14 protein-coding genes and 1 pseudogene are annotated in these 19,546 nt (G+C 72.7%); 7 read left to right on the top strand and 8 right to left on the bottom strand.

From position 1 onward, the window contains the following. Positions 1-4,581: hypothetical protein (locus tag ACFWPT_RS29665; RefSeq protein WP_380485498.1), on the bottom strand; the 4,581-nt coding region annotated here is incomplete at its 3' end. A 932-nt stretch (positions 4,582-5,513) separates the two neighbouring features. Here ACFWPT_RS29665 and ACFWPT_RS29660 point away from each other — a divergent pair. The 3 genes and pseudogenes from ACFWPT_RS29660 to ACFWPT_RS29650 all read left to right on the top strand — a co-directional run bounded on the left by ACFWPT_RS29660 (position 5,514) and on the right by ACFWPT_RS29650 (position 7,618). Further along, positions 5,514-6,350 (top strand): helix-turn-helix transcriptional regulator, encoded by an 837-nt coding sequence (locus ACFWPT_RS29660; RefSeq protein WP_380485496.1) that lies wholly within the window; start codon positions 5,514-5,516, stop codon positions 6,348-6,350. A gap of 102 nt (positions 6,351-6,452) precedes the next feature. Beyond that, positions 6,453-6,806: pseudogene (locus tag ACFWPT_RS29655) on the top strand (SDR family NAD(P)-dependent oxidoreductase); the annotation flags it as partial. Positions 6,807-6,838: 32 nt separating this feature from the next. Continuing rightward, a complete protein-coding gene (locus ACFWPT_RS29650; RefSeq protein WP_380485494.1) occupies positions 6,839-7,618 on the top strand; it encodes an SDR family NAD(P)-dependent oxidoreductase in 780 nt (259 codons plus the stop codon). Between the two features lie 68 nt (positions 7,619-7,686). On the opposite strand, the gene ACFWPT_RS29645 is transcribed toward ACFWPT_RS29650, so the two are convergent. From ACFWPT_RS29645 to ACFWPT_RS29635, 3 genes are all read right to left on the bottom strand, one after another. Further along, positions 7,687-9,054 carry a hypothetical protein gene (locus ACFWPT_RS29645; RefSeq protein ID WP_380485492.1) on the bottom strand — a complete coding sequence of 456 codons (1,368 nt, stop codon included), beginning with the start codon at positions 9,052-9,054 and terminating at the stop codon, positions 7,687-7,689. A 121-nt stretch (positions 9,055-9,175) separates the two neighbouring features. Beyond that, positions 9,176-9,754, bottom strand: a complete 579-nt coding sequence (locus tag ACFWPT_RS29640) for a TetR/AcrR family transcriptional regulator (RefSeq protein WP_063352578.1) — start codon at positions 9,752-9,754, stop codon at positions 9,176-9,178. Between the two features lie 172 nt (positions 9,755-9,926). Beyond that, positions 9,927-11,408, bottom strand: a complete 1,482-nt coding sequence (locus ACFWPT_RS29635; RefSeq protein WP_380485490.1) for an FAD-dependent oxidoreductase — start codon at positions 11,406-11,408, stop codon at positions 9,927-9,929. Between the two features lie 68 nt (positions 11,409-11,476). On the opposite strand from ACFWPT_RS29635, the gene ACFWPT_RS29630 reads away from it, so the two are divergent. Together ACFWPT_RS29630 and ACFWPT_RS29625 are read left to right on the top strand one after the other, a co-directional pair. After that, positions 11,477-12,106 carry a TetR family transcriptional regulator gene (locus tag ACFWPT_RS29630; protein WP_380485488.1) on the top strand — a complete coding sequence of 210 codons (630 nt, stop codon included), beginning with the start codon at positions 11,477-11,479 and terminating at the stop codon, positions 12,104-12,106. A 142-nt stretch (positions 12,107-12,248) separates the two neighbouring features. Further along, on the top strand, positions 12,249-13,673 hold the full coding sequence (locus ACFWPT_RS29625) for an SMI1/KNR4 family protein (protein ID WP_380485486.1): 1,425 nt from the start codon (positions 12,249-12,251) through the stop codon (positions 13,671-13,673). Between the two features lie 58 nt (positions 13,674-13,731). Here the strand turns inward: ACFWPT_RS29625 and ACFWPT_RS29620 are convergent, their stop codons facing one another. Then, positions 13,732-14,637 (bottom strand): LysR family transcriptional regulator, encoded by a 906-nt coding sequence (locus ACFWPT_RS29620; protein WP_380374412.1) that lies wholly within the window; start codon positions 14,635-14,637, stop codon positions 13,732-13,734. Positions 14,638-14,775: 138 nt separating this feature from the next. Between ACFWPT_RS29620 and ACFWPT_RS29615 the strand changes: the two genes are divergently transcribed. Both ACFWPT_RS29615 and ACFWPT_RS29610 read left to right on the top strand, forming a co-directional pair. Next, positions 14,776-15,588, top strand: a complete 813-nt coding sequence (locus ACFWPT_RS29615) for a DMT family transporter (RefSeq protein WP_380485500.1) — start codon at positions 14,776-14,778, stop codon at positions 15,586-15,588. A gap of 118 nt (positions 15,589-15,706) precedes the next feature. Next, entirely contained in the window at positions 15,707-16,357 is a 651-nt protein-coding gene (locus tag ACFWPT_RS29610; protein ID WP_380374414.1) for a dihydrofolate reductase family protein, read from the top strand. Between the two features lie 68 nt (positions 16,358-16,425). On the opposite strand, the gene ACFWPT_RS29605 is transcribed toward ACFWPT_RS29610, so the two are convergent. The 3 genes from ACFWPT_RS29605 to ACFWPT_RS29595 are packed head-to-tail and all read right to left on the bottom strand — an operon-like array spanning position 16,426 to position 19,542. Beyond that, complete coding sequence (locus tag ACFWPT_RS29605; protein WP_380374417.1) at positions 16,426-17,745, bottom strand: cytochrome P450; 1,320 nt, start codon at positions 17,743-17,745, stop codon at positions 16,426-16,428. Beyond that, positions 17,729-18,757 (bottom strand): terpene synthase family protein, encoded by a 1,029-nt coding sequence (locus tag ACFWPT_RS29600; RefSeq protein WP_380374419.1) that lies wholly within the window; start codon positions 18,755-18,757, stop codon positions 17,729-17,731. The genes ACFWPT_RS29605 and ACFWPT_RS29600 overlap by 17 nt, the downstream gene beginning before the upstream one ends. After that, positions 18,754-19,542, bottom strand: a complete 789-nt coding sequence (locus ACFWPT_RS29595) for a class I SAM-dependent methyltransferase (RefSeq protein WP_380485484.1) — start codon at positions 19,540-19,542, stop codon at positions 18,754-18,756. The genes ACFWPT_RS29600 and ACFWPT_RS29595 overlap by 4 nt, the downstream gene beginning before the upstream one ends. Positions 19,543-19,546: the final 4 nt, after the last annotated feature.

The raw sequence follows: 19,546 nt of genomic DNA, 5'->3' as shown, positions 1-19,546 counted from the left end.
GACGCCGTCGGTGTTGGTGACGGTGATGCGCCAGTAGGCGGTGCCGCCGGGCGGGAGGGTGGTGACGCCGGCCCAGGGGCCGCTACCGCCGGGCCCACAGTTCGCGGCTGTGGTGGAGGCACAGACCTCCTTGACGATCGTCAGGGAAGGAACGTCAACTGCTGCCTCGGAGGGCGGGGTGGTGATGGGGGTCCCGCCAGGGCCGGGGAAGGTGGCCGTCACGATGTTTGTGGTCGAGGTGGTGACGTTGGGGAGGTTGCAGAAGATCTGTTTGTCTGCTCCCGGCGCCAGGTTGAACGTTCCGGCCGCCGTCACGCAGCCCGCGGTGACGGGGTCGGCCAGGGTGATGTCGTTGACCGGGACCGCACCGGTGTTGGTGACGGTGATCCGCCAGTACGCGGTGCCACCCGGTGCGATGGTGGTGACGCCGGCCCAGGGGCCGTTGCCGCCGGATCCGCAGTCGGTGGCGGTTGCCGAGGTGCAGACCTCCTTGACGATCGTCAGCGACGGAACGTCAGCCGTTGCTTCCGACGGTGGTGTGGTGATGGGATGGCCACCGGGGCCGGGGAAGGTGGCTGTCACCACGTTGGTGGTCGAGGTGGTGACGTTGGCGAGGTCGCAGAAGACCTGCTTGTTCGCCCCTGTCGCCAGGTTGAACGTTCCGGCCGTCGTCGCGCACGCCGGGGTCACGGCATCGGTCAGGGTGATGCCCGTGATGGGGACCGTCCCGGTGTTGGTGACGGTGATCCGCCAGTAGGCGGTGGCACCGGACGGGATGATGGTCGTCTTGGCCCAGGGGCCGCTACCACCGCTGGCGCAGTCGGCCGCAGTGGTCGAGGTGCAGACCTCTTTGAGGATCGTCAGTGACGGGGCATCGACGGTGGCCTCGGCGGGTGGGGTGGTGATGGGCGTGCCGCCGGGTCCGGGGAAGGTCGCGGTGACGACGTTGGCGGTGGCCTGGGTGACGTTGGCGAGGTTGCAGAAGATCTGCTTGTTCGCTCCTGCCGCCAGGTTGAAGGTGCCGGCGGCCGTGGCGCACGCCGGGGTGACGGGGTCGGTCAGGGTGATGCCGGTGATGTCGCTGGGGCCGTCGTTGGTGACGGTGATGCGCCAGTAGGCGGTGCCACCGGACGGAACCGTGGTGCCGCCGGCCCAGGGGCCGCTGCCGCCGGGCCCGCAGTCGGCGGCGACTGCCGAGGTGCACACTTCCTTGACGATCGCCAGCGAGGGAACGTTGGCGGTTGCTTCGGAGGGTGGTGTGGTGATCGGAGGTGTGCCGCCGGGGCCGGGGAAGGTGGCCGTGACGACGTTGGTGGTGGGCTTCGTGACGTTGGCGAGGTTGCAGAAGATCTGCTTGTTCGCTCCCGCTGCCAGATCGAACGTGCCGGCGGCCGTGACGCATGCCGGGGTGACGGCGTCGTTGAGCGTGATGCCGGAGATGTTCACCGCACCGGTGTTGGTGACGGTGATGCGCCAGTAGGCGGTGCCGCCGGGGGCGACGGTGGTGCCGCCGGCCCAGGGGCCGTTGCCGCCGGATCCGCAGTCGGCGGCGGTTGCCGAGGTGCAGACCTCCTTGACGATCGCCAGCGACGGAACGTCGACCGTGGCTTCGGCGGGCGGTGTGGTGATGGGGGTGCCGCCGGGTCCGGGGAAGCTCGCCGTGACGACGTTCGTCGTCGAGGTGGTGATGCCGGGGAGGTTGCAGAAGACCTGGGTGCTCGCCCCTGCCGGGAGGTTGAACGTGCCGGCGACCGTCGCGCACGCCGGGGTCACGGCATCCGTCAGGGTGATGCCGGAGATGTCGACGCCGTCGGTGTTGGTGACGGTGATCCGCCAGTACGCGGTGGCGCCGGGCGGAACGGTGGTGACGCCGGCCCAGGGGCCGTTACCACCCTCGATGCAGTTGGCGACCGTTGCCGAGGTGCAGACCTCTTTGACGATGGCCAGCGACGGAACGTCGACCGTGGCTTCGGCGGGCGGTGTGGTGATGGGGGTGCCGCCGGGGCCGGGGAAGGTCGCCGTGACGACGTTCGTCGTCGGGGCGGTGACGTTGGGGAGGTTGCAGAAGACCTGCCTGTTTGCTCCCGCCGCCAGGTTGAACGTTCCTGCCGCTGTGGCGCACGCGGGGGTGACGGCATCCGTCAGGGTGATGCCCGTGACGGGGACCGCACCGGTGTTGGTGACGGTGATGCGCCAGTAGGCCGTACCGCCCGGTGCGACCGTGGTGAGACTCGCCCAGGGGCCGCTGCCGCCGGGCCCGCAGTCACCCGGGTTCGCCGAGGTGCAGACCTCCTTGAGCACGGTCAGCTCAGGCTTGCAGGACGGCCCGGGAGTCACCTGGAGGGTGACGGTGTTGGACGTGACCGGGGCCATGCCGTTGGTGGTCGCTGTGGCCTGGTCGCTCACCGAGGTGACGGTGCAGTCCTCGCTGACCTTGGTCTGGTAGCAGACCTGCGGCGGGTCGCCGACGAACGTCACCTGCATCTTCGGCTGGTTGTCCGGAGTGAACGACGCCCCGCTGATCAGGGTGAGGTTGGCGACGACCCGGATCGGTGAGGCGCTGATCGGGACGGACGAGATGTCGGCTTTCATGGTGGTGGTGTCGAAGGGGAACGTGCCCAGGGCCGCGCCGTTCGAGTCCATCACGGTCACCGACGACTGCGCGAAGTTGACCGTCGTGGGATCGATGTCGACGAGGCTCACCGTGCCGTACGACGTCACGTGCCCCGTCTTGCCGTCGCAGTAGTACGCGCTCGGGTCGAGGCTGCCCTGCGCCTTGGTCTTGAGGCACGGGGAGGCGCCGGTGGTCGGGTCCATCGAGAACAGGAACCCGACGTCGCCGAGGCTGTACTTGCACTGGCCGTCGTAGGCGAACCCGTAGGGGCTGGTGTAGCCGCCGTCGACGTTGGGCGGGCCGTTGACGACACCCCCGTTGCCGAACGAGCCGCACGGCGACTGAGTGGTCCAGTCGTAGCAGTACTCGGTGCTGTTCAGGGTCGGCGTGTTGCCCAGGTAGATCCAGTACGGGAACTCGGTGTCCAGGTGCCCGTTGGGGGCGGTGATGGTCAGCGGGATCTGGAAGTTGCTCTCGCCCGAGGCCACGTTGGTGCTGACCAGCGTCTGTAGGCCTGGCGCCGCGGCGATCGGGTTGCCGACGAAGTCGAAGCAGACCACGGTGCCCACCGGCGGGTTGGTCTCCGCGAGCACGCCGCCGACCACCGAGCAGACGCCGATGGCGGTGCCTGCGGAGTCGTACGTGGCGAAGACGTTGTCCGCGCGAGCGGCGCCGCCGGCCGTCGGAGTGACCAGGACCTTGGGCGTGGTCCAGCCGGTGCAGGCCGCGTTCGTCGTCGGGTCGAAGCAGGACATCACCGTGGGATTGGGCACCGGTTCGTTGTCGCTGACGTAGATCTTGCCGTTGATGACCGTCATCGTGCCCGAGTAGTCCCCGGTGAAGCCGCCCTGGCCCTCGTTGGGGGGCAGGCCGATGGAGAAGGTCCCGCAGGACGCGTTGGCGGTGGGGTCGTAGCAGAGGATCTCACCGGTGCCGGACACGGCGTAGATCAGACCGTTCGGCGCTTCCACCACGCCGCCGACGACACTGCCGGAGCCGGTTTGCAGAGGCGCGAAGCCGCAGCTCTTCTGCGCCTGGAGGTCGATGCAGCCGACGCCGATCTCGGCGAAGGTCACCCGGCTGACGGCCGCGTAGTACAGCTTGGACCCGGACTGCACGTAGGTGGGTGTGCGGGTGCTGCCGAGGTCCCCACTCGTCCCGCCGACGGCCGCGGAGTTGAGCGGCTGGGGCCAGGACGCCGGTGTGCCGTCCGGCAGGGGACAGGGACCGTTCGTCAGCAGGTCCGTGCAGACCACGGCAGCCTGGCTGGACGCGCCGTGGTGGTAGATGTTCCACACTTCGGGCGTGGGCATGCCGTTGATGGTGGCGGTATAGAGGATCGGCGTGAAGCCGTCGCCGCCGGTGGCGGTGTTGATGGGGGTGAACGGCGGTGGGATCTGCACTACCTGACCGGTCGCCGGGGACGCGAACACCGGGTTGGTCGCCCGGATCGCGTTGGTGGCCGCCCCCTGGTCCGTCGACGTGAACGAGGTGCCGGCGTCGGTGGACCACTGCCTGCTGAAGCCCGGAGGCACCTTCAGCGAGTTCGGCACGTAGGACTGGGTCTGCGGGGTGCTGCCCGGGCCGCCCTGGATCACGTCGGTGATCACGGTGTTGGCGGGGGCGCCGTCCGGGTTGGTGGCCGAGACCACCCACTGGACGGTGTCGCCCTGGGTGGTGGTGGTGCTGCTGCCGGTCGCCAGGTCGGTCCCGGTCTTCTCCAACGTCACCGGCTGCTGCCGGCCCGCCGGCTTCCCGGTGGAGGGGGCACGCGGGGTGGCCGGGGCGGCGTGTGCCGGCAGTGCGAGCGAGGTGACGGTCGCGGCGACCGCCACCAGCACGGCGAGCGCGGCGCGGAAGGCCCGCAGAGCCTCGGCGGCGGAGCCTTCGCGTGGTGGCAGGAGCGCGACGGCGGTCCTGCGGGCCAGTCGCCCGATGCTCGCGACGATGCCGAGCAGTCCGGCCACTGCCGCGCGTGCCTCGGGTCCGTACGGGGACCGGGCGCGCAGCGCCCCGCCCTGCCGTCGTACGCCGGATGGGGTTGCACGGCGGCGGTCCCGGGCCGTGCGTGCGGTCGCACAGCGCCTCATGACGATTCCTTTCGATCCTGCGCCGGGGCCGCGTCGGCCCGGAGAAGCGGAACGGGGGTTGCGGATGGTGTGGCGGCGCGTTGAGGGAGCAACAGAAGGGGCCGGCCGAGTTGCCGGTACACGGGTCTGGGAGATGCGGTGGAGTCGGACCTACGGTCCGTCCGGTGGCGCCCGCCCGCGCCGGGGGCGCCCGCACCGTCCGGACCGGTCCGGGGGAGAGCCGGCGGAGCGTCAGCCGCGATCGGCGGCGGCCTCGGTCGGGCAGCACCGTTCGGCACACCGGGTCGTGCGCATCGTCGGACGCATCGTCGGGCGGATCAGTGGCCGCGTCTGTTACCGGTGTCTGGTGAATCGGTGCTCCCAGGGCCTGTCGGACGAACGGCCGGCGTCGGCGAGTACTGGACGCACGGGGCCGCCGCGCAGCAGGGCAGGACAAGCCGGGCTGTTCTGCAGTCAGTTTTTCTTAAAAAAATGTGATAAACGAGGCGATACGGACAAATTGGCGAAGGTTCACCCGGCTGGCCACACCGCAGACCGCCGCCCGTGGCACACCCGGTTCCCGGGACCCGGCGCCCGGCCCGGCCCGGCGGCAGGGGTGGAGGGGCGGGGCTGCGATCAGAACGCGGGCGCACCAAAGTGCCGCGCTGCGCCCTGCCGTGCCGCCCGCGCGGCCTGCCGGTTCTGTTCGGCATCGACGAGCACCGTCCGGCAGATCGAGAGCCGTCCGGTGGTGCAGGCTGGGAGGACACGTTCTTCCAGGGAAAAACATGTCCTCCCAGCTCGCGCGGCGCCCTGGCACAGTGGCCGGTGTGAGCACGAACAACGACAAGCGCCGGGAGTTCGCCACGTTCCTGCGTGCCCGACGCGCGGAGGTCTCCCCCCGACAGGTCGGACTCCCCGTGTACGAACGGTCCCGCAAGGTGGCCGGGCTGCGCCGGGAGGAGGTGGCCGGGCGGGCCGGGATCAGCGTGGACTACTACACCCGCCTCGAACAGGGGCGGCTGCCCGCACCGTCCGGCAGTGTCCTGGACGCGCTGGCCCGCGTCCTGCTGCTGGACGACGACCAGCGTGACTACCTGCGCCGGCTGGCCGACCTGGCCCCGGCCCGCCGACAGCGGCGTTCACGGCACCAGGTCGTGCCCGCCGCGGTGCTGGCCGTACTGGCCGATCTGCGGACCACGCCCGCCGTGGTCCTGGGCCGGTTCATGGACATCCTGGCCTGGAACGACCTCGCGGCCGAGCTGCTGCTCGACTTCGCCGCGGTCCCCGAGGAGCACCGCAACTACCTGTGGCTGACGTTCCTCGACCCGCGGACGCGCGAGCGCGTGTCGGACTGGGACCTGTCGGCGGGCGAGTGCGTCGCCTACCTGCGGATGGACGCCGGCCGCTACCCCGGCGACCCCAGGCTCGCCGAACTGGTCGCCGAGCTGAGCGCCGAGGACTCCGACTTCCAGCACTGGTGGACCACCTACCGGGTCTCCGGCAGGAGCGTCGGCAGCAAGCGGATCCTGCACCCGGTCGTCGGCGAGGTCCGGCTGGACTGGCAGGTCCTCACCGTCGCCCAGGAACGCGACCAGTTCCTCGTGGTCATGCCCGCCGCCGACGAGGAGAGCAGACAACGGCTCACAGCCCTGAGCACACCGTAGGAACGCTCACGGCGCGACCGTGCGGTTCCCACCCACCCGGAAAGGAGGTGAAGGCGCGAGGAGCCCCGGATCACGCGGGGCCCGGCGCCTTCACAGCACGCCATGACGACCACACTCATCACCGGAGCCACCCGCGGAATCGGCCTGGAGGCCGCCCGCCGACTGGCCGGGGCCGGACACACCGTCTACCTCGGGGCACGCGACCTCGGGCGCGGCCGGGAAACGGCCGAGCGGATCGGCGCCCGCGCGGTCCAGCTCGACGTCACCAGCGAGGAGTCCGTCCAGGCCGCCGCGCGGCTGATCCGCGAGGAGGCCGGCCGGCTCGACGTCCTGGTCAACAACGCCGGCATCTCGGGCAGGTGGAACCCGCCGGCGGAGATCACCGCCGCCGACCTGGAGACGGTCTATGCCACCAACGTCTTCGGCCTCGTCCGCGTCACCCACGCCTTCCGGCCGCCACGGCCGACTACCGACAGGGAACGACGCCCATGAGCAACCTCGCACTCGTCACCGGCGCCACCTCCGGAATCGGCAGGGCATTCGCCGAGCGGCTGGCCGGCGACGGCTACGACCTGGTGCTGGTCGGCCGGCGCCGGGATCGGCTGGAGGAGTTCGCCGCCGCCCACACCGGGGTCGAGGTGCGATCCGTGGCCGCCGACCTGTCCACCGGCGAGGGCATCGACACCGTCGCGCGGATCTGCGCGGCCGAACCGCTGACGCTGCTGGTCAACAACGCGGGCGTCGCCCACTACATGCCGCTCGCCGACCTGCCCGCGGACCTGGCCCGCGAACTGGTCGACGTCAAGGTCCTCGCCCCCACCCTGCTCACCCGTGCCGCCGTCGCGGGCATGCAGGAGCGCGGCCGGGGCGCGATCATCAACGTGGCCGGCATGATCGCCTTCAGCGGCCCCGCCCCGCAGTCCCAGCTGCCCCGCCGCGCCGTCTACGCCGGCGCCCTGGCCCACCTGGTCGCGATAAGCCAGACGCTGTCCGCCGAGCTCGAAGGCACCGGCGTCCAGGTCGAGGTCGTCTGTCCGGGGGTGGTGGCCACCGAGTTCCACGAGCGCCAGGGCCTCGATCTGAGCGCCGTACCCAGGATGAGTGCCGAGGACGTCGTCACCGCGGCCCTGCGCGGCCTGCAACTCGGCGAAGTCGTCTGCGCGCCCGGTGTGGAGGACGCGAGCCTCCTCGACGCCGTCTTCCGGGCCGAGCTGGCGGCGTTCGGCGTGCAGAGCCCCGAACTCGCCACCCGCTACCGGGCCGGCTGACCCGTACCCGCCCCTCGGTGGCCGGGTGTCGGCTACCGAGGGGCGGCCCCTTCCGGGTGGAGCGGGTGTCAGCTGGTCCGCGGCGGATCGATCCGGGCCACCAGCCGGCTCGGGCCGTTGCCGGAGGCGGTTGCCCGGTCGGTGGGGTGGTCGGCGGGGTGGGTGACGGGACGGTCGGCGGGGTGCAGGGTGACGTTCTCGGGGTAGAGCCGGCCGAGCAGGGCCAGGACGACGAGGTCGCCCTGGCCGGTGGCGTCCAGGACGGCGTCGCCCGCCTCCGTCCACACCAGCCCCGGTGCGCGCAGGGCCGTCCACACGTCCGTGGCGGCGGGCGGGTCGGCGGCCAGCGCGTCGGCGGGCAGCGCTTCGGCGCTGGTGGCGCCGTCCGGCCGGTGGGCGAAGCGGTGGCCGCGCAGGGCCTGGCCGAGGTCGACGCGGGCGGTGGCGCCGTCGTGGGTGAGCTCGATGGCGGCGGTGCGGGCCCCGTCGGCGACCGGCCCGGCGACGATGCGGCCGGTGATGCGGCCGGTGAGCGGCCCCGGTGCGGCGGTGGCGGGCGGCAGGTGCTCGACGAGGGTGCGCGGCGCGGCGTAGTAGTCCCGCAACTCGGCGACGTGCGTGACGGTTTCGTCGGCGGCCGGGTCGGGGCGCCAGGTCAGCAGGTACCGGGGGGCGGTCAGGGGCGGCTGGTCGAGGACGGCCGGCAGGGCGGTGCCGCCGCTCGACTCGAAGCCGTAGCCGGCCGGGCCGGAGGGGTTGGGGGCGATGGGGGTGCCGGTGACGGCGTGGCGGGCGAAGGCCACGATGCTGGTGTGCCGGATCCGGCGGACCAGGAGTTCGGTGAGGAACGCGTCCCGGGCCGGTTCGATGTGCCGCAGCCCGGTCGGAGTGATCAGCAGCGGGACGTCCTGCCAGTTGGTGAAGGGCAGCAGGGCGTCGCGCAGCAGGACGGCCTGGTGCAGCCACTCGTTGTAGAGCTGCATCGTGACCGGTCCGCCACGGCGACCGAGGAGCAGGTCGGTCGCGGGAGGGGTGAGCAGGTGGCCGTAGCAGTGGCTGCGGACGATCAGGGGGCCGGCGGGCAGCGCGATCCGGTCGGCGAGCAGTCGCTCCAGGGCCGCGGCGGCCCAGGAGGCGAGCTCGTGGCCGATCTCCTCGGCCTGCGCGCCCAGTTCGCGAGCGGCCGGGGCGCTGCCCGGGCCGACGGCCAGCGGCAGGGAGGTCTCCCGGGTCCCGAGGGCGAGGGTCGCGCGGATCTGGGTCTCCAGCACCTCGCCGTCGGCGGCGGTGAGGGCGTTGTCATCGATGACGCCCTGCAGCAGCGGCTCCGTGGCCGTGAAGAAGTCACGGGCGGTCAGGGCGGTGCCGGCCGCGGGGAAGGTGTTCCAGCGGCTGCCGCCGAGGGCGGGCGTACTCGGGGTGGGTGCGATGGGCACGGGTCCTCCGAAGTGTCGATGGCGCGTTTCGATGGAGCAGGGATGGAGCAGAGGTGGAGCGCCGGATGCGGGTTCGGCCCCTTATCTGGATCGTGCGATACAGATTACGGGCATGAAAAAGTCAGTCGAGGGCGGCGAGCGCGACCTCCACGACGGGTTCGAGGGCTTCGGGGTCCGGTGTGATCTTCGAGGAGACCAGCAGCCCGTTGAGGAAGGTGACGAAGAAGGCGGCGAGGCTGTGCGGGTCGTGCCGCGCCGCGATCTCACCCCGTTCCGCCGCGACCCGCAGCACCTCCGCGAGCGCGTCCCGGCTGACGTCCTGCATGTCCCGTACGGTGCGCCGGATCGACGAGTCCCCCGGTAGGCGCTCGCAGGCGGCATTGACCGCAAGGCAGCCCCGACCGCCGTGCTCGGCGGCGATGCGGACCCGCTCCATCAGCATCGTGCGGATCGCCGAGCGGACATCGGTCCCCTCCTCCAGGCTGCGCAGCGCATCCGCCGCGAGGGTGGCGCGGTAGTGGTCCAGCGCGGCCCGGTACAGGCCGGCCTTGTCGCCGAACGCCGCGTACAGGGACCCCTGCCCGATCCCCAGGTGCTGGGTCAGGTCGCGCACCGAGGTCGCCTCGTAGCCGCGCGTCCAGAACAGCTCCATGGCGCGGCTCACCGCCGCCTCGGTGTCGAACTCCCGGGTCCTTGCCATGGTTTCACCGTAGCCTATCTGGATCGAATGCTCCAGATAGAGCGGCCGCGCTCCTCCCGACGTGAGGCCTCCGCGGAACCGGCGGATGCCCCGTGCGGCAGGTGGCGACAGCGCGACGGGCGGTCCGTCGGTGTGCCGTGGACCGCGGCGTACCGACGAACCGCCCGGGGCCTCAGCCGAACCAGCGGGCGAGGGCCGTGTCGAGCGGGGTGCCGTCGGTGTCGGTCCAGGCGAGGTAGCCGTCGGGGCGGACCAGGAGGGCGCCGGCGCCGTCCACGTCCTCGTCGGTCTTCGCGAGGACGTGCTCGACCCGGTCGGACCGGTCGCCGACCGACCGTCGCCTGCCGTCGAGGGAGAGCAGCAGGCCCCGGCCGGAGCGCATCAGCCGGCTCGCCCGGGTCGGGCCGTCCTCGGTGGTCAGGTCCAGGTCGATCAGTCGGGGGCCGACGCCGGGGTACCGGAGGTCCAGGCCGGACATCATGCCCGAGACGTACCGGTTGGTGTCGGGCAGACCCAGCAGCTCGGTCACGAGCTCGCGGACCGTGCCGAGCTCCTCGTCCCGGCCGGGATTCATGATCACGGCCTGGGCCCGGGTGTGGCGCAGCACGCGCGCGGCGACGGGGTGCCGCTCCTCGTGGTAGCTGTCGAGCAGACCGTCGGGCGCCCAGCCGCGGATCGTGCCGGCGAGCTTCCAGCCCAGGTTGACCGCGTCCTGGAGTCCCAGGTTCACACCCTGGCCGCCGATCGGCATGTGGATGTGCGCCGCGTCCCCGGCGAAGAACACCCGGCCCTCGCGGTAGCGCTCGACCTGGCGCACGGCGTCGCCGAACCGGGAGGCGGCGCGCAGTTCGCCCAGTTCGGTGTCGGGGCCGTACACGGCGTGCAGCGCCTCGCGGACCTCGTCGGCCGAGACCGGCGTCTCGCGGTCCGGGCCCTGTCCGGAGAGCCTGCCGAACAGCATCCGGTACAGGTCCGGGCCGATGGGGTGCAGGATCGCGTGGAAGCCGCCGGCCACGCGGGTGTACTGGCTGAAGTGCTTGCGCTCGGTGGGGACGGTCTCGGACCGGGAGGCGAGGGTGAGGTCGGCCGCGACGGCGGACATCCGGCGCTCCCGACCGGGGAAGGGGACGCCCAGCAGCCGGCGGACCGTGCTGTGCCCGCCGTCGCACGCGACGAGGTAGCGGCCGCGGATCTCACCGTCGCCGGGCGCGTCACCGCCGCCGGGGGCGCCGTCCGCGTGCCAGGTGATCGTGATCCCCTCCGCGTCCTGCGCGACCGCCGTCACCTCGTGGCCGCGGAGCACGGGGACGCCCTGCTCGCCGAGGAGCCGTTCGAGGTGGGCCTCCAGCCGGACCTGCGGAACGTTGACCGGGTGGGGGTACCGGGTGCGCCAGGGCCGGCAGTCCAGCTCGACCGGCAGGGTGGCGAAGTGCCCGCCGGTGGTCTCGGACGGCTCCTGCGCGAGCAGCGGTTCCAGCAGCCCGCGCAGGTCGAGCACTTCGGCGGTGCGCGGCTGGAGCCCGCCCGCCCGGGACTGGGTGCTGGGGGTGCGCTGCTTCTCGACGACGACGACCGGTACCCCGGCCAGCGTCAGCTCGTACGCCAGCATCAGCCCGGTCGGGCCCGCCCCCACCACGATGACCTCGGTTCGCACGATGACCTCCCGAAAGAAGAAACTGGGTGCAATTCTGCACTCAGTCTACCACGAGGTAGACTGAGTGCATGAATCAGCAGATGGGCCTGCGGGAACGCAAGAAGGAACGCACCCGGGAGACGATCGCGGCGACGGCGATCCGCCTCTTCCTCGACCGGGGCTTCGACCAGGTCTCGATCACCGAGATCGCGGAGGCGGCGGAGGTCTCCCGGCGGACCCTCTTCGCCTACTTCCCGACGAAGGAGGACCTCGTACTCCAGCGGTTCGCCGACCACGAGAGCGAAGCGGCCCGGACGGTGCGCGCCCGCCCGGCCGGCCGGCCGCCGCTGGAGGCGCTGCGCGCGGCCATGCTCGACGCCCTGGCACGCCGCGACCCCAACACCGGCCTGTGCGACGACCCCGAGGTCATGGCCTTCCTCCGCATGATCGTCGGTACCGAGAGCCTGGCGGCGCGGATGATCCGCTACACCGTGCGCGGAAGCGACGCACTGGCCGAGGCACTGCTGGAAGCGGGCATCGACCCGCTCGACGCACGCCTGGTGGCCGCCCAGGTGATCGTGGTGCAGCGGGAACTGGCGGTCCTGAACCAGGAATGCCTGGCCGACGGTGCGTCCGCCGACGACCGCTACCCGGAGGCCGTCCGCGCCGCAGAGCGGGCCTTCGACCTGCTGCGCGACGGACTGGGGCAGCACGGGTAGCGCCCAGGTGCATCGGCCTCCCGGAGCACTCCGGACTGTCGGGGGTGGGCGTCATAATCGCCACTGCCGTGATCACCGGATCTGCTGGAGGCCCTCGTTGTCCTCGTCGTCGTTCTTGCCGTCCTCGTCGCCTTTGCCGTCCTTGCCGTCCTCGTCGTCCTCGTTGTACGACTTCGCGACCTGGGAGCCCCTGCTGCGGCTCCTGCGGGCTGACCACGCGCAGGCGCTCGCCGCGCCGGGCGGCGAGGTGGCGGGGCTGATCGGCCGGCACGGGTGGAGCGTGCCGGTGAGGATGCGCTACCCGGAGGCCGGGCGCGCCATGCTGGTGTCGGACAACCAGGAGCAGCACGACGCGATCGAACGCGTCCGGGCCGCGCTCATCGAGGCCGGGACCGGTGATGTCGCCTTCGCCGTGGAGATACCGGCGAGCGGGAAGGCGGCGCTCCATCTGTTCGACCACGGCCCGGCCGTCGACCCGGGCATCGGCAACGCCCACCCCGGCGCGCTCACCCTGGTCGAGGGCGCGGTGCCCGAGCCGTGGCGGCGCCTGCCCGAGCCGGTGCCCGGGGCGGCGCCGGCCCCCTCCGTGGACCTGGAGCTGCTGGAGCGGACGCTGCGCGAGCGGATGCCCGACGAGACCGGCGCCACCGAGGAGGAGATCGCCGCCGCGGAGGCCCGCCTGGGTGTGGCGCTGCCAGAAGAGATCAAGGTGCTCTACCGGGTGACCGCCGCGCGGTGGTGGGAGAACGACGAGAACGACGAGAACGACGAGGACGCCGAGGCGTGCTGGGAGGCGTCCGACCGCGTCGGCGACGCGCTCGGCTTCGAGCTGAGCTCCCTGGACGGGCTCGTCATCGCCGACCGCTCGCGCTCCTCGTTCCGTTGGGAGCACGCGGCGACGGAGGCGTGCGTCACCTCGCCCGACGCCGCCGTGCAGGACCTGGTCGGCTCGCCCGGGTGGATCGTCATCGGCGACACGGGCGGCGGGGACCTGGTGGTCGTCGACCTGACCCCCGGCCCTGGCGGCCACCTCGGGCAGCTCATCGTGCTCGACCACGAGCGGAGCGTCGGCGCCTGCCTGTTCGCCGAGTCCCTCACCGACCTGGTGCGGGACCCGGACCGGAGCTGGTACTCCGGTCGGAGCCTGGACCCGAGGCCGGTGGTGGCGAGGCTCCACGGCGAAGTCCCCAACAGCGTCGAGGCGGCGGCCCACCCCGACCTGGAGGTCCTGACCCTCGGAGGGTGGCGCGGCGAACCGGTCAGTCTGACCCCTGTCGTCGGGTTGCCCCGGCTCCGCACCCTCTACGCCGGCCCCGGGGCGCTCGCCGACCCCCGGGAGGTCACCCGGCTGACCGGACTGGAGTTCCTGGAGCTGACCCCGGAGGACTGGCGCTGCCTCCTCGACGCCGGCGCCGTCCCCCGCGGCCTGTCGGCCGCCGCCATCGAGGCCCCGAGCGACCACGACCTGCGCCCGATCATGGCCCTCGTGAATGAACTCCTCACCCTGTGGGAGCGCCCCCTGATCACGGAGACCGTCATCGAAGGCGACCTCGGCCCCCTGCCGTAGCCGTGTCGCGGATCTCGTGTGCCCGGGAGAGTGAGGCGGCTCTGCTGGGGTGCCGCTGTCACTTTCGTGGGGGCGGTGGGGGGCCGGGCTTCTCGCCGTAGAGGTCGATGGCGAGGGCGACTGCGGCGTGGGTCGCGGGGTGGGGGTCCTGGCGGCGCCAGATGAGGTGGACGGGGACGGGGGCGGCGTTGCGCAGGGGGCGGTAGACGATGCCGTCGCGGCGGTACTGGGCGGCGGTGGCCTGGGGGGTGACGCCGATGCAGCGGCTGGTGGCGATGGCGGCGAGCCAGTCGTCGATGTCGTGGGTGTAGATGACGGCGGGCCGCTGGTCCTCGGGCCACAGGTTCAGGGCGGTGGTGCCGGTTCGGCGGTCGATGGCGAGGGTGCGGGCGGGGATCTCGTCGAGGCGGATGCTGCGCCGGCGGGCCCACGGGTCGTCGGAGGCGAGCGCGACGATGCGGTGTTCGTGGCCGATCAGGGCGTGTGACCAGGGCTTCAGGTCGAGCGGGGCGCGGACGACGGCGAGGTCGCACATGCCTTCGGCCAGCCCGCCGGTGGGGGAGTTGTGGCGGACGAGGCGCAGCTCGACGTCGGGGTGGCGCTCGTGCCAGCGGCGCTGGAAGTCGGTGGTGTGGCGGCCGAAGGCGGACCAGGCGTGGCCGAGGTGGAGTCGGGCGTGGCCGGCGGTCGCTTCCGCGACCAGGTCGTCGGCGCCGGCGAGCAGGACGCGGGCGCGGGCGAGGACCCGTACGCCGGCCGGCGTGGGCGCGATCGTGCGGCTGGTGCGGTGCAGCAGCCGCACCCCGAGGAACTGTTCCAGGGCGTGCAGGTTGCGGGAGACGGCGGCCTGGGAGATGCCCAGTTCGGGGCCGGCGTCGGTGAAGCTGCCGGTGTCGATGATGGCGACCAGGCAGCGCAGGTGCTTCAGTTCCAGATCGGCGGGACTTTGTCGTCGCTCATCCATACGCCGAGCGTATCAATGGGTCGGTGAATGCATTTTGCGTATGGCTGCGCCGGCTCCACTGTGGAGGGCATGGTGCTGAAGGGTTCTCATGAAGGCGTCACCGCCCAGGGCGACGGGCGCCTGGCCGGGGTGGCGCTGATGCTGGGCTCCGGCCTGTCCAACCAGGCCGGAGCCTCGATGGCGGCGCTCGCCTTCCCGGTGATCGGTCCCGCGGGTGTGGTGGCCGTCCGCCAGTGGGTGGCCGCCGGGGTGCTGTGGGCGGTCGGCAGGCCGCGGCCGCGGTCGTTCACGGTGGCGCAGTGGCGTCCGGTCCTCGGGCTCGCGATGGTGTTCGCCGTGATGAACCTGTCCCTCTACACGGCGATCGACCGGATCGGGCTCGGGCTGGCCGTCACCCTGGAGTTCCTCGGCCCGCTCGCGGTGGCCCTGGCCGGCTCGCGTCGGCGCATCGACGCCCTGTGTGCGGTGGCCGCCGCGGCCGCGGTGGTCGTCCTGGCCCGGCCCTCGCCCTCCACCGACTACCCGGGCATCGTCCTGGCCCTGCTCGCGGCGGTGTGCTGGGCCGGCTACATCCTGCTCAACCGTGTCGTCGGCCGCCGCCTGCCCGGGCTGGAGGGCTCGGGCGCCGCCGCCGCGCTCTCGGGGGTGCTCTACCTGCCCGTCGGCATCGTGGTGCTGTGCCTTCGTCCCCCGACCGCCGACGCCCTGGCCTGCGCGCTGGCCGCCGGCGTGCTGTCCTCGGCGGTGCCCTTCCTGGCCGATCTGCTGGCGTTGCGGCGGGTGCCCACGCAGTTCTTCGGCGTGTTCATGAGCGTCAACCCGGTCTTCGCCGCGCTGATCGGTCTCGTCGTGCTCGGCCAGCACCTCGGCGCGGCGTCCTGGCTCGCCATGCTGGTGATCGTCGGAGCGAACGCGGTCGCCGTCACCACCGCCCCCGCCAACCCCGAGTGATGAGCGGAGCCCCGAGAAAGAGTTTCGGGCCGATGTCGATTCGGCCGGGTCCGCTGCGACGTCATGATGTGCGGCGCCCTGCCGCACGGTGATGCGACGAGATCTGACGAGGGAACACGTGGACCAACTGCTCAGAGTCATGAACTTCAACGTCTCCGGTGACGGCGTCGGTGCCGGTGCCAGCGAGCACCAGAGCTTCGAGCGGCCGTTCGGCCATGACCATCCCGAGAAGCTGTTCGCCTGGGCCGGGGCCACGGCGAGCTGGCCCATGCGGACGGCTCCCGGGGGGAGCCGGGGCCTCGACGACCACTTCACGCGGGACTTCGCGCGCAACATCGGTGCCGAGATCATGGGCCGCAACAAGTTCGGGCCCCAGCGCGGGCCCTGGCAGGACGACGAGTGGCGCGGCTGGTGGGGTGACGAACCCCCGTTCCGGACTCCGGTGTTCGTCATGACCCACCACGAGCGTCCGTCGTTCACGCTCTCCGACACCACGTTCCACTTCGTCGACGGCGACCCGGCCACGGTCCTCGCACGGGCGCGGGAGGCCGCGGAGGGCAAGGACGTCCGGCTCGGTGGCGGGGTGAGCACCATCCGGCAGTTCCTCGCCGCCGACCTCGTCGACACCCTGCACGTGGCGGTGTCGCCGGTGGAGCTCGGCCCCGGGCTACGGCTCTGGGAGTCCCCCGACGACCTGCTGGACCGGTTCCACCTGGAGGTGGTGCCCAGCCCGAGCGGGGTGACGCACCACCTGTTCTGGCGGAGGTGACGTGAGGGCCCGCCTCGGGCGGCCGACGCCCGGGTGACGGCCGCTCAGGGGCAGGCTCGGAGGCGGGCTCAGGAGTGCGCGGTCACGGTCGCGGTGAGGGGCGCGGGGCCGAGGGTGGCCGCCGCCATCGGGCGGGGGCGGCTGCCCGGAACCGGGTCCACTCGCCAGGCGGCCGTGACCGCCGCCGTCAGGAGGGTGAGCTCCGCCAGGGCGAAGTCGCCGCCGGGGCAGCCGTGCACACCGGCGGCGAAGGGCAGGTAGGCGCCGCGCGGGGGAGCGGGGTGCCGTTGCGGGTCCCAGCGGTCGGGGTCGAACGCGCCGGGGTTGCGGTACCAGCGGGGGTCCCGGTGCAGGGCGTAGGGGCTGTAGAAGATCTGGGCCCCGGGCGGGAGCCGGTGGCCGCCCAGTTCCACCGCACTGCCCGTACGGCGGGGGAACAGCCAGATCGGCGGGTAGAGCCGGAGGGTCTCCTGGACGACGCGGTGGGTGAGGACGAGCGCGGGGAGGTCCGCCGGCTCGACGGGGCGGTCGCCGACGACCCGGCGGATCTCCTCGCGGACCCGGCGGCGGAGCTCCGGGTGGCGGGCGAGGAGGATGAACAGCCAGGCGGCGGCCGCGCCGCTGGTGTGGGAGCCGCCGACCAGCAGGGAGGTCACGTCGTCGTGGACCTGCCGCCGGTCGGCGCCGGCCGACAGGTGCGTCAGGGCGGCGTTGTGCGGGTCCGCGTCGATGAGGGCGTCGACGACGCCGTGGAGGTCGCTCAGGGCGGTGTGATAGCTCCGCCGCTCGGCGCTGGGCAGCCGGTCGAGGAACGCGGCTGCGGGCCCGTAGGCCCTGCGGCCCAGTCCGGCCACGACGACCGGCAGGGCGTGGTGGACGACGGAGGCTGCGCCGGCGGGGAGCGGACGGCCGAAGAGGGTCGCGGCCACCACGTTCAGGGTCAGTTCGGCCATCTCGGCGTTGAGGTCGATCCGTTGGCCGTGGTGCCACGAGTCGGCCCGGGCGGTGGCCAACTCGGCCATGGTGTCGAGGTATCCGGGCAGGCGGGCGGCGCTCAGCAGGGGTTGGACGACGCGGCGGCGGTCCCGGTGGTGGGTGCCGTCGGCCACGGCGATGCCGTTGCCGAACAGGGGGCGGGACTTGGTGAAGATCTCGCCGCGGTCGAAGCGCCCCCCGGGTCCGGTCAGCAGGGCCATGACCAGGTCGGGGTGGTTGAGGAGGTAGGAGGGCCGGGGGCCGATGCGGAACTCGACCACGTCCCCGTACCGGCGTTGGGCGTCGAGGAAGGCCAGGGGCGCTCTGGCCAGCCGGATCGCGTGCCCGAGGAGCGGGACGGCGCCCGGCACCCGGGCCGGGCGGCGGCCGGTGGGGTCAGGGGGTGTCGGCATGGTGGTCCTCTCCCGTGGGTGCAGGCGGCGCAGGCGCGGTCGTTGTCGTTGTCGTTCCGGTGCGGTACCGGGGCGTGCCCAGGCCCCATTCCAGGTGGCCCCGGGCCCAGTCGAGGAGCGCCTCGGCGCAGTGGTCGGCCTGCCGCCGGAGGGCGGGTGGCGTGGCGAACGCACGGGTGAGGTCGGTGAGTTCGCGGCGGGCCCGCGCGTGGGCCCGCAGGCGGTCCTCGAAGGCGTCCGTCACGAGGAGGGCGGCGGCGTGCCGGTCCATGCCGCCGTGGTGGGCGGTGACGAGCACCAGGTTGTGGGGGTCGCCCTGGGCGGCCTCCTTGTCCACGGTCATCAGGTCGTTGGTCCAGCACACCAGGTCCGCCGCCGCGACGAGGAGGTCCTGGAAGGGGCGGGAGTAGTACAGGGACGGGGGCAGGAAGCAGCCGTCCGTCCGCTCGACGAGGTCGAACGAGGGCATGATCGCTCCGAAGGCCCGGCGCCAGGCGGGAAACCCGTCCGGGTACGGGACGTGGCCGGCCTGCCGGTGGGCGGCCTGCCAGACGCAGGCGGACAGGTAGTCGGCCACGTGACGACGGAACCGCAGGACCCAGGGGTCGGGCATGGCGTCCGAGGCCCGCTCGACGATCTCCGCGAGGGCCCGCCCCATGGGCGAGGTGGGCGCCGACCCGTACGAGACGATGCCGAGCGGCTCGTGCAGGTGTTCCTCCAGGCGATCGGCGTCACGCCCCAGGTCGCCCTCGTCGATCCGGTCGTCGAGGAGGAACAGCCAGGCCATCCACATCGCCACCAGGGCGCTGTCCGACCGGCCGGCCCGCGGATGGCACCACGCCGCCAACAGCCCGGGGCGGATCCGCGCGAGGTTGCGCAGCTCCGCCGGCGTCTCGCAGAGGCCGGCGGCCTCCACCCACCGCAGGGTCTGCGCGTCGGCGGTTTCGGCGTGGTCGCCGTGGCGGGCCGGGACGTCCCGGATCGCGGAGCCCTTGAGCACGTCGATCGTCATGCGGCCCCCGCCTTCGGTTGTTGCGCCGTTTGTCGTTCCGGCTGGCATTGCGCCGGGCGCACGCCCCACATGGCGATCATCGCGTGCGCCGTGTCGACGAACCCGGGGCGGCGCAGGTGGGCCAGCGCCTCGGCCCCTTCCGCCTGCGCGAGGGCCCCGGAGCGTGCCATCGCCGGCAGGAGATCGGCGATCGAGAGCGCCCAGGCCCGCCCCGCCGCGTTGGTCGCCGTCAGCGTCGGGCAGTGCACCCGCATCCCCACTTCGCCGAGCCCCAGGCCCCGCAGCGGGGCGGGGAACGACCGGGCCCAGGCCGCCACGTCGCTGCCGAGCGTCGTGGCCAGGGTGGTGGTGACCGCGGCCCCGAGGCGCCGCACGACCGGATCGGGGGAGGACGCGGAGGGGAAGAACGAGGGGTCCTCGATGTACAGGCGGCCGCCCGGCTTCAGCCAGGACGCCATGCGCCCCGGCAGCGAGGCGCGATCGGGCAGGTGGCACAGGACACTGCGGGCGACGATGAGGTCGAAGGTGTCGGGCGGGAACCCTTCGGTGCGCACGTCGTGCCGCAGCACCCGCAGGGCCGGGTGGCGCAGGCCCGCGAGGAAGCGGAGGTCCGTGTCGGTGGCCGTCACCTCGCCCTCGGGGTGACGGCGGGCGAGCCACAGGGCCAAGGTCCCGGCGCCCGCCCCGATTTCCAGACAACGGGCCCCGGCCGGTAATTCCCAACGCGCCAGATCGTCCGTCGTCGCGGGATCGCACAAACCGGCCAGGGCGTTCAGACGTTCCATTTGT

The sequence above is a fragment of the Kitasatospora sp. NPDC058478 genome (genome assembly GCF_042720345.1).
Classification (GTDB): domain Bacteria; phylum Actinomycetota; class Actinomycetes; order Streptomycetales; family Streptomycetaceae; genus Kitasatospora.
This window is presented reverse-complemented; position numbering and strand designations above follow the sequence as displayed.

What these genes read in the sequence shown, in the direction of transcription:
- ACFWPT_RS29650 (WP_380485494.1), top strand. Translation starts at nt 6,839, where the DNA reads ATGAGCAACCTCGCACTCGTCACCGGCGCCACCTCCGGAATCGGCAGG.
- ACFWPT_RS29640 (WP_063352578.1), bottom strand. Translation starts at nt 9,754, where the DNA reads ATGGCAAGGACCCGGGAGTTCGACACCGAGGCGGCGGTGAGCCGCGCC.
- ACFWPT_RS29630 (WP_380485488.1), top strand. Translation starts at nt 11,477, where the DNA reads ATGAATCAGCAGATGGGCCTGCGGGAACGCAAGAAGGAACGCACCCGG.
- ACFWPT_RS29620 (WP_380374412.1), bottom strand. Translation starts at nt 14,637, where the DNA reads ATGGATGAGCGACGACAAAGTCCCGCCGATCTGGAACTGAAGCACCTG.
- ACFWPT_RS29615 (WP_380485500.1), top strand. Translation starts at nt 14,776, where the DNA reads ATGCTGGGCTCCGGCCTGTCCAACCAGGCCGGAGCCTCGATGGCGGCG.
- ACFWPT_RS29605 (WP_380374417.1), bottom strand. Translation starts at nt 17,745, where the DNA reads ATGCCGACACCCCCTGACCCCACCGGCCGCCGCCCGGCCCGGGTGCCG.
- ACFWPT_RS29600 (WP_380374419.1), bottom strand. Translation starts at nt 18,757, where the DNA reads ATGACGATCGACGTGCTCAAGGGCTCCGCGATCCGGGACGTCCCGGCC.
- ACFWPT_RS29595 (WP_380485484.1), bottom strand. Translation starts at nt 19,542, where the DNA reads ATGGAACGTCTGAACGCCCTGGCCGGTTTGTGCGATCCCGCGACGACG.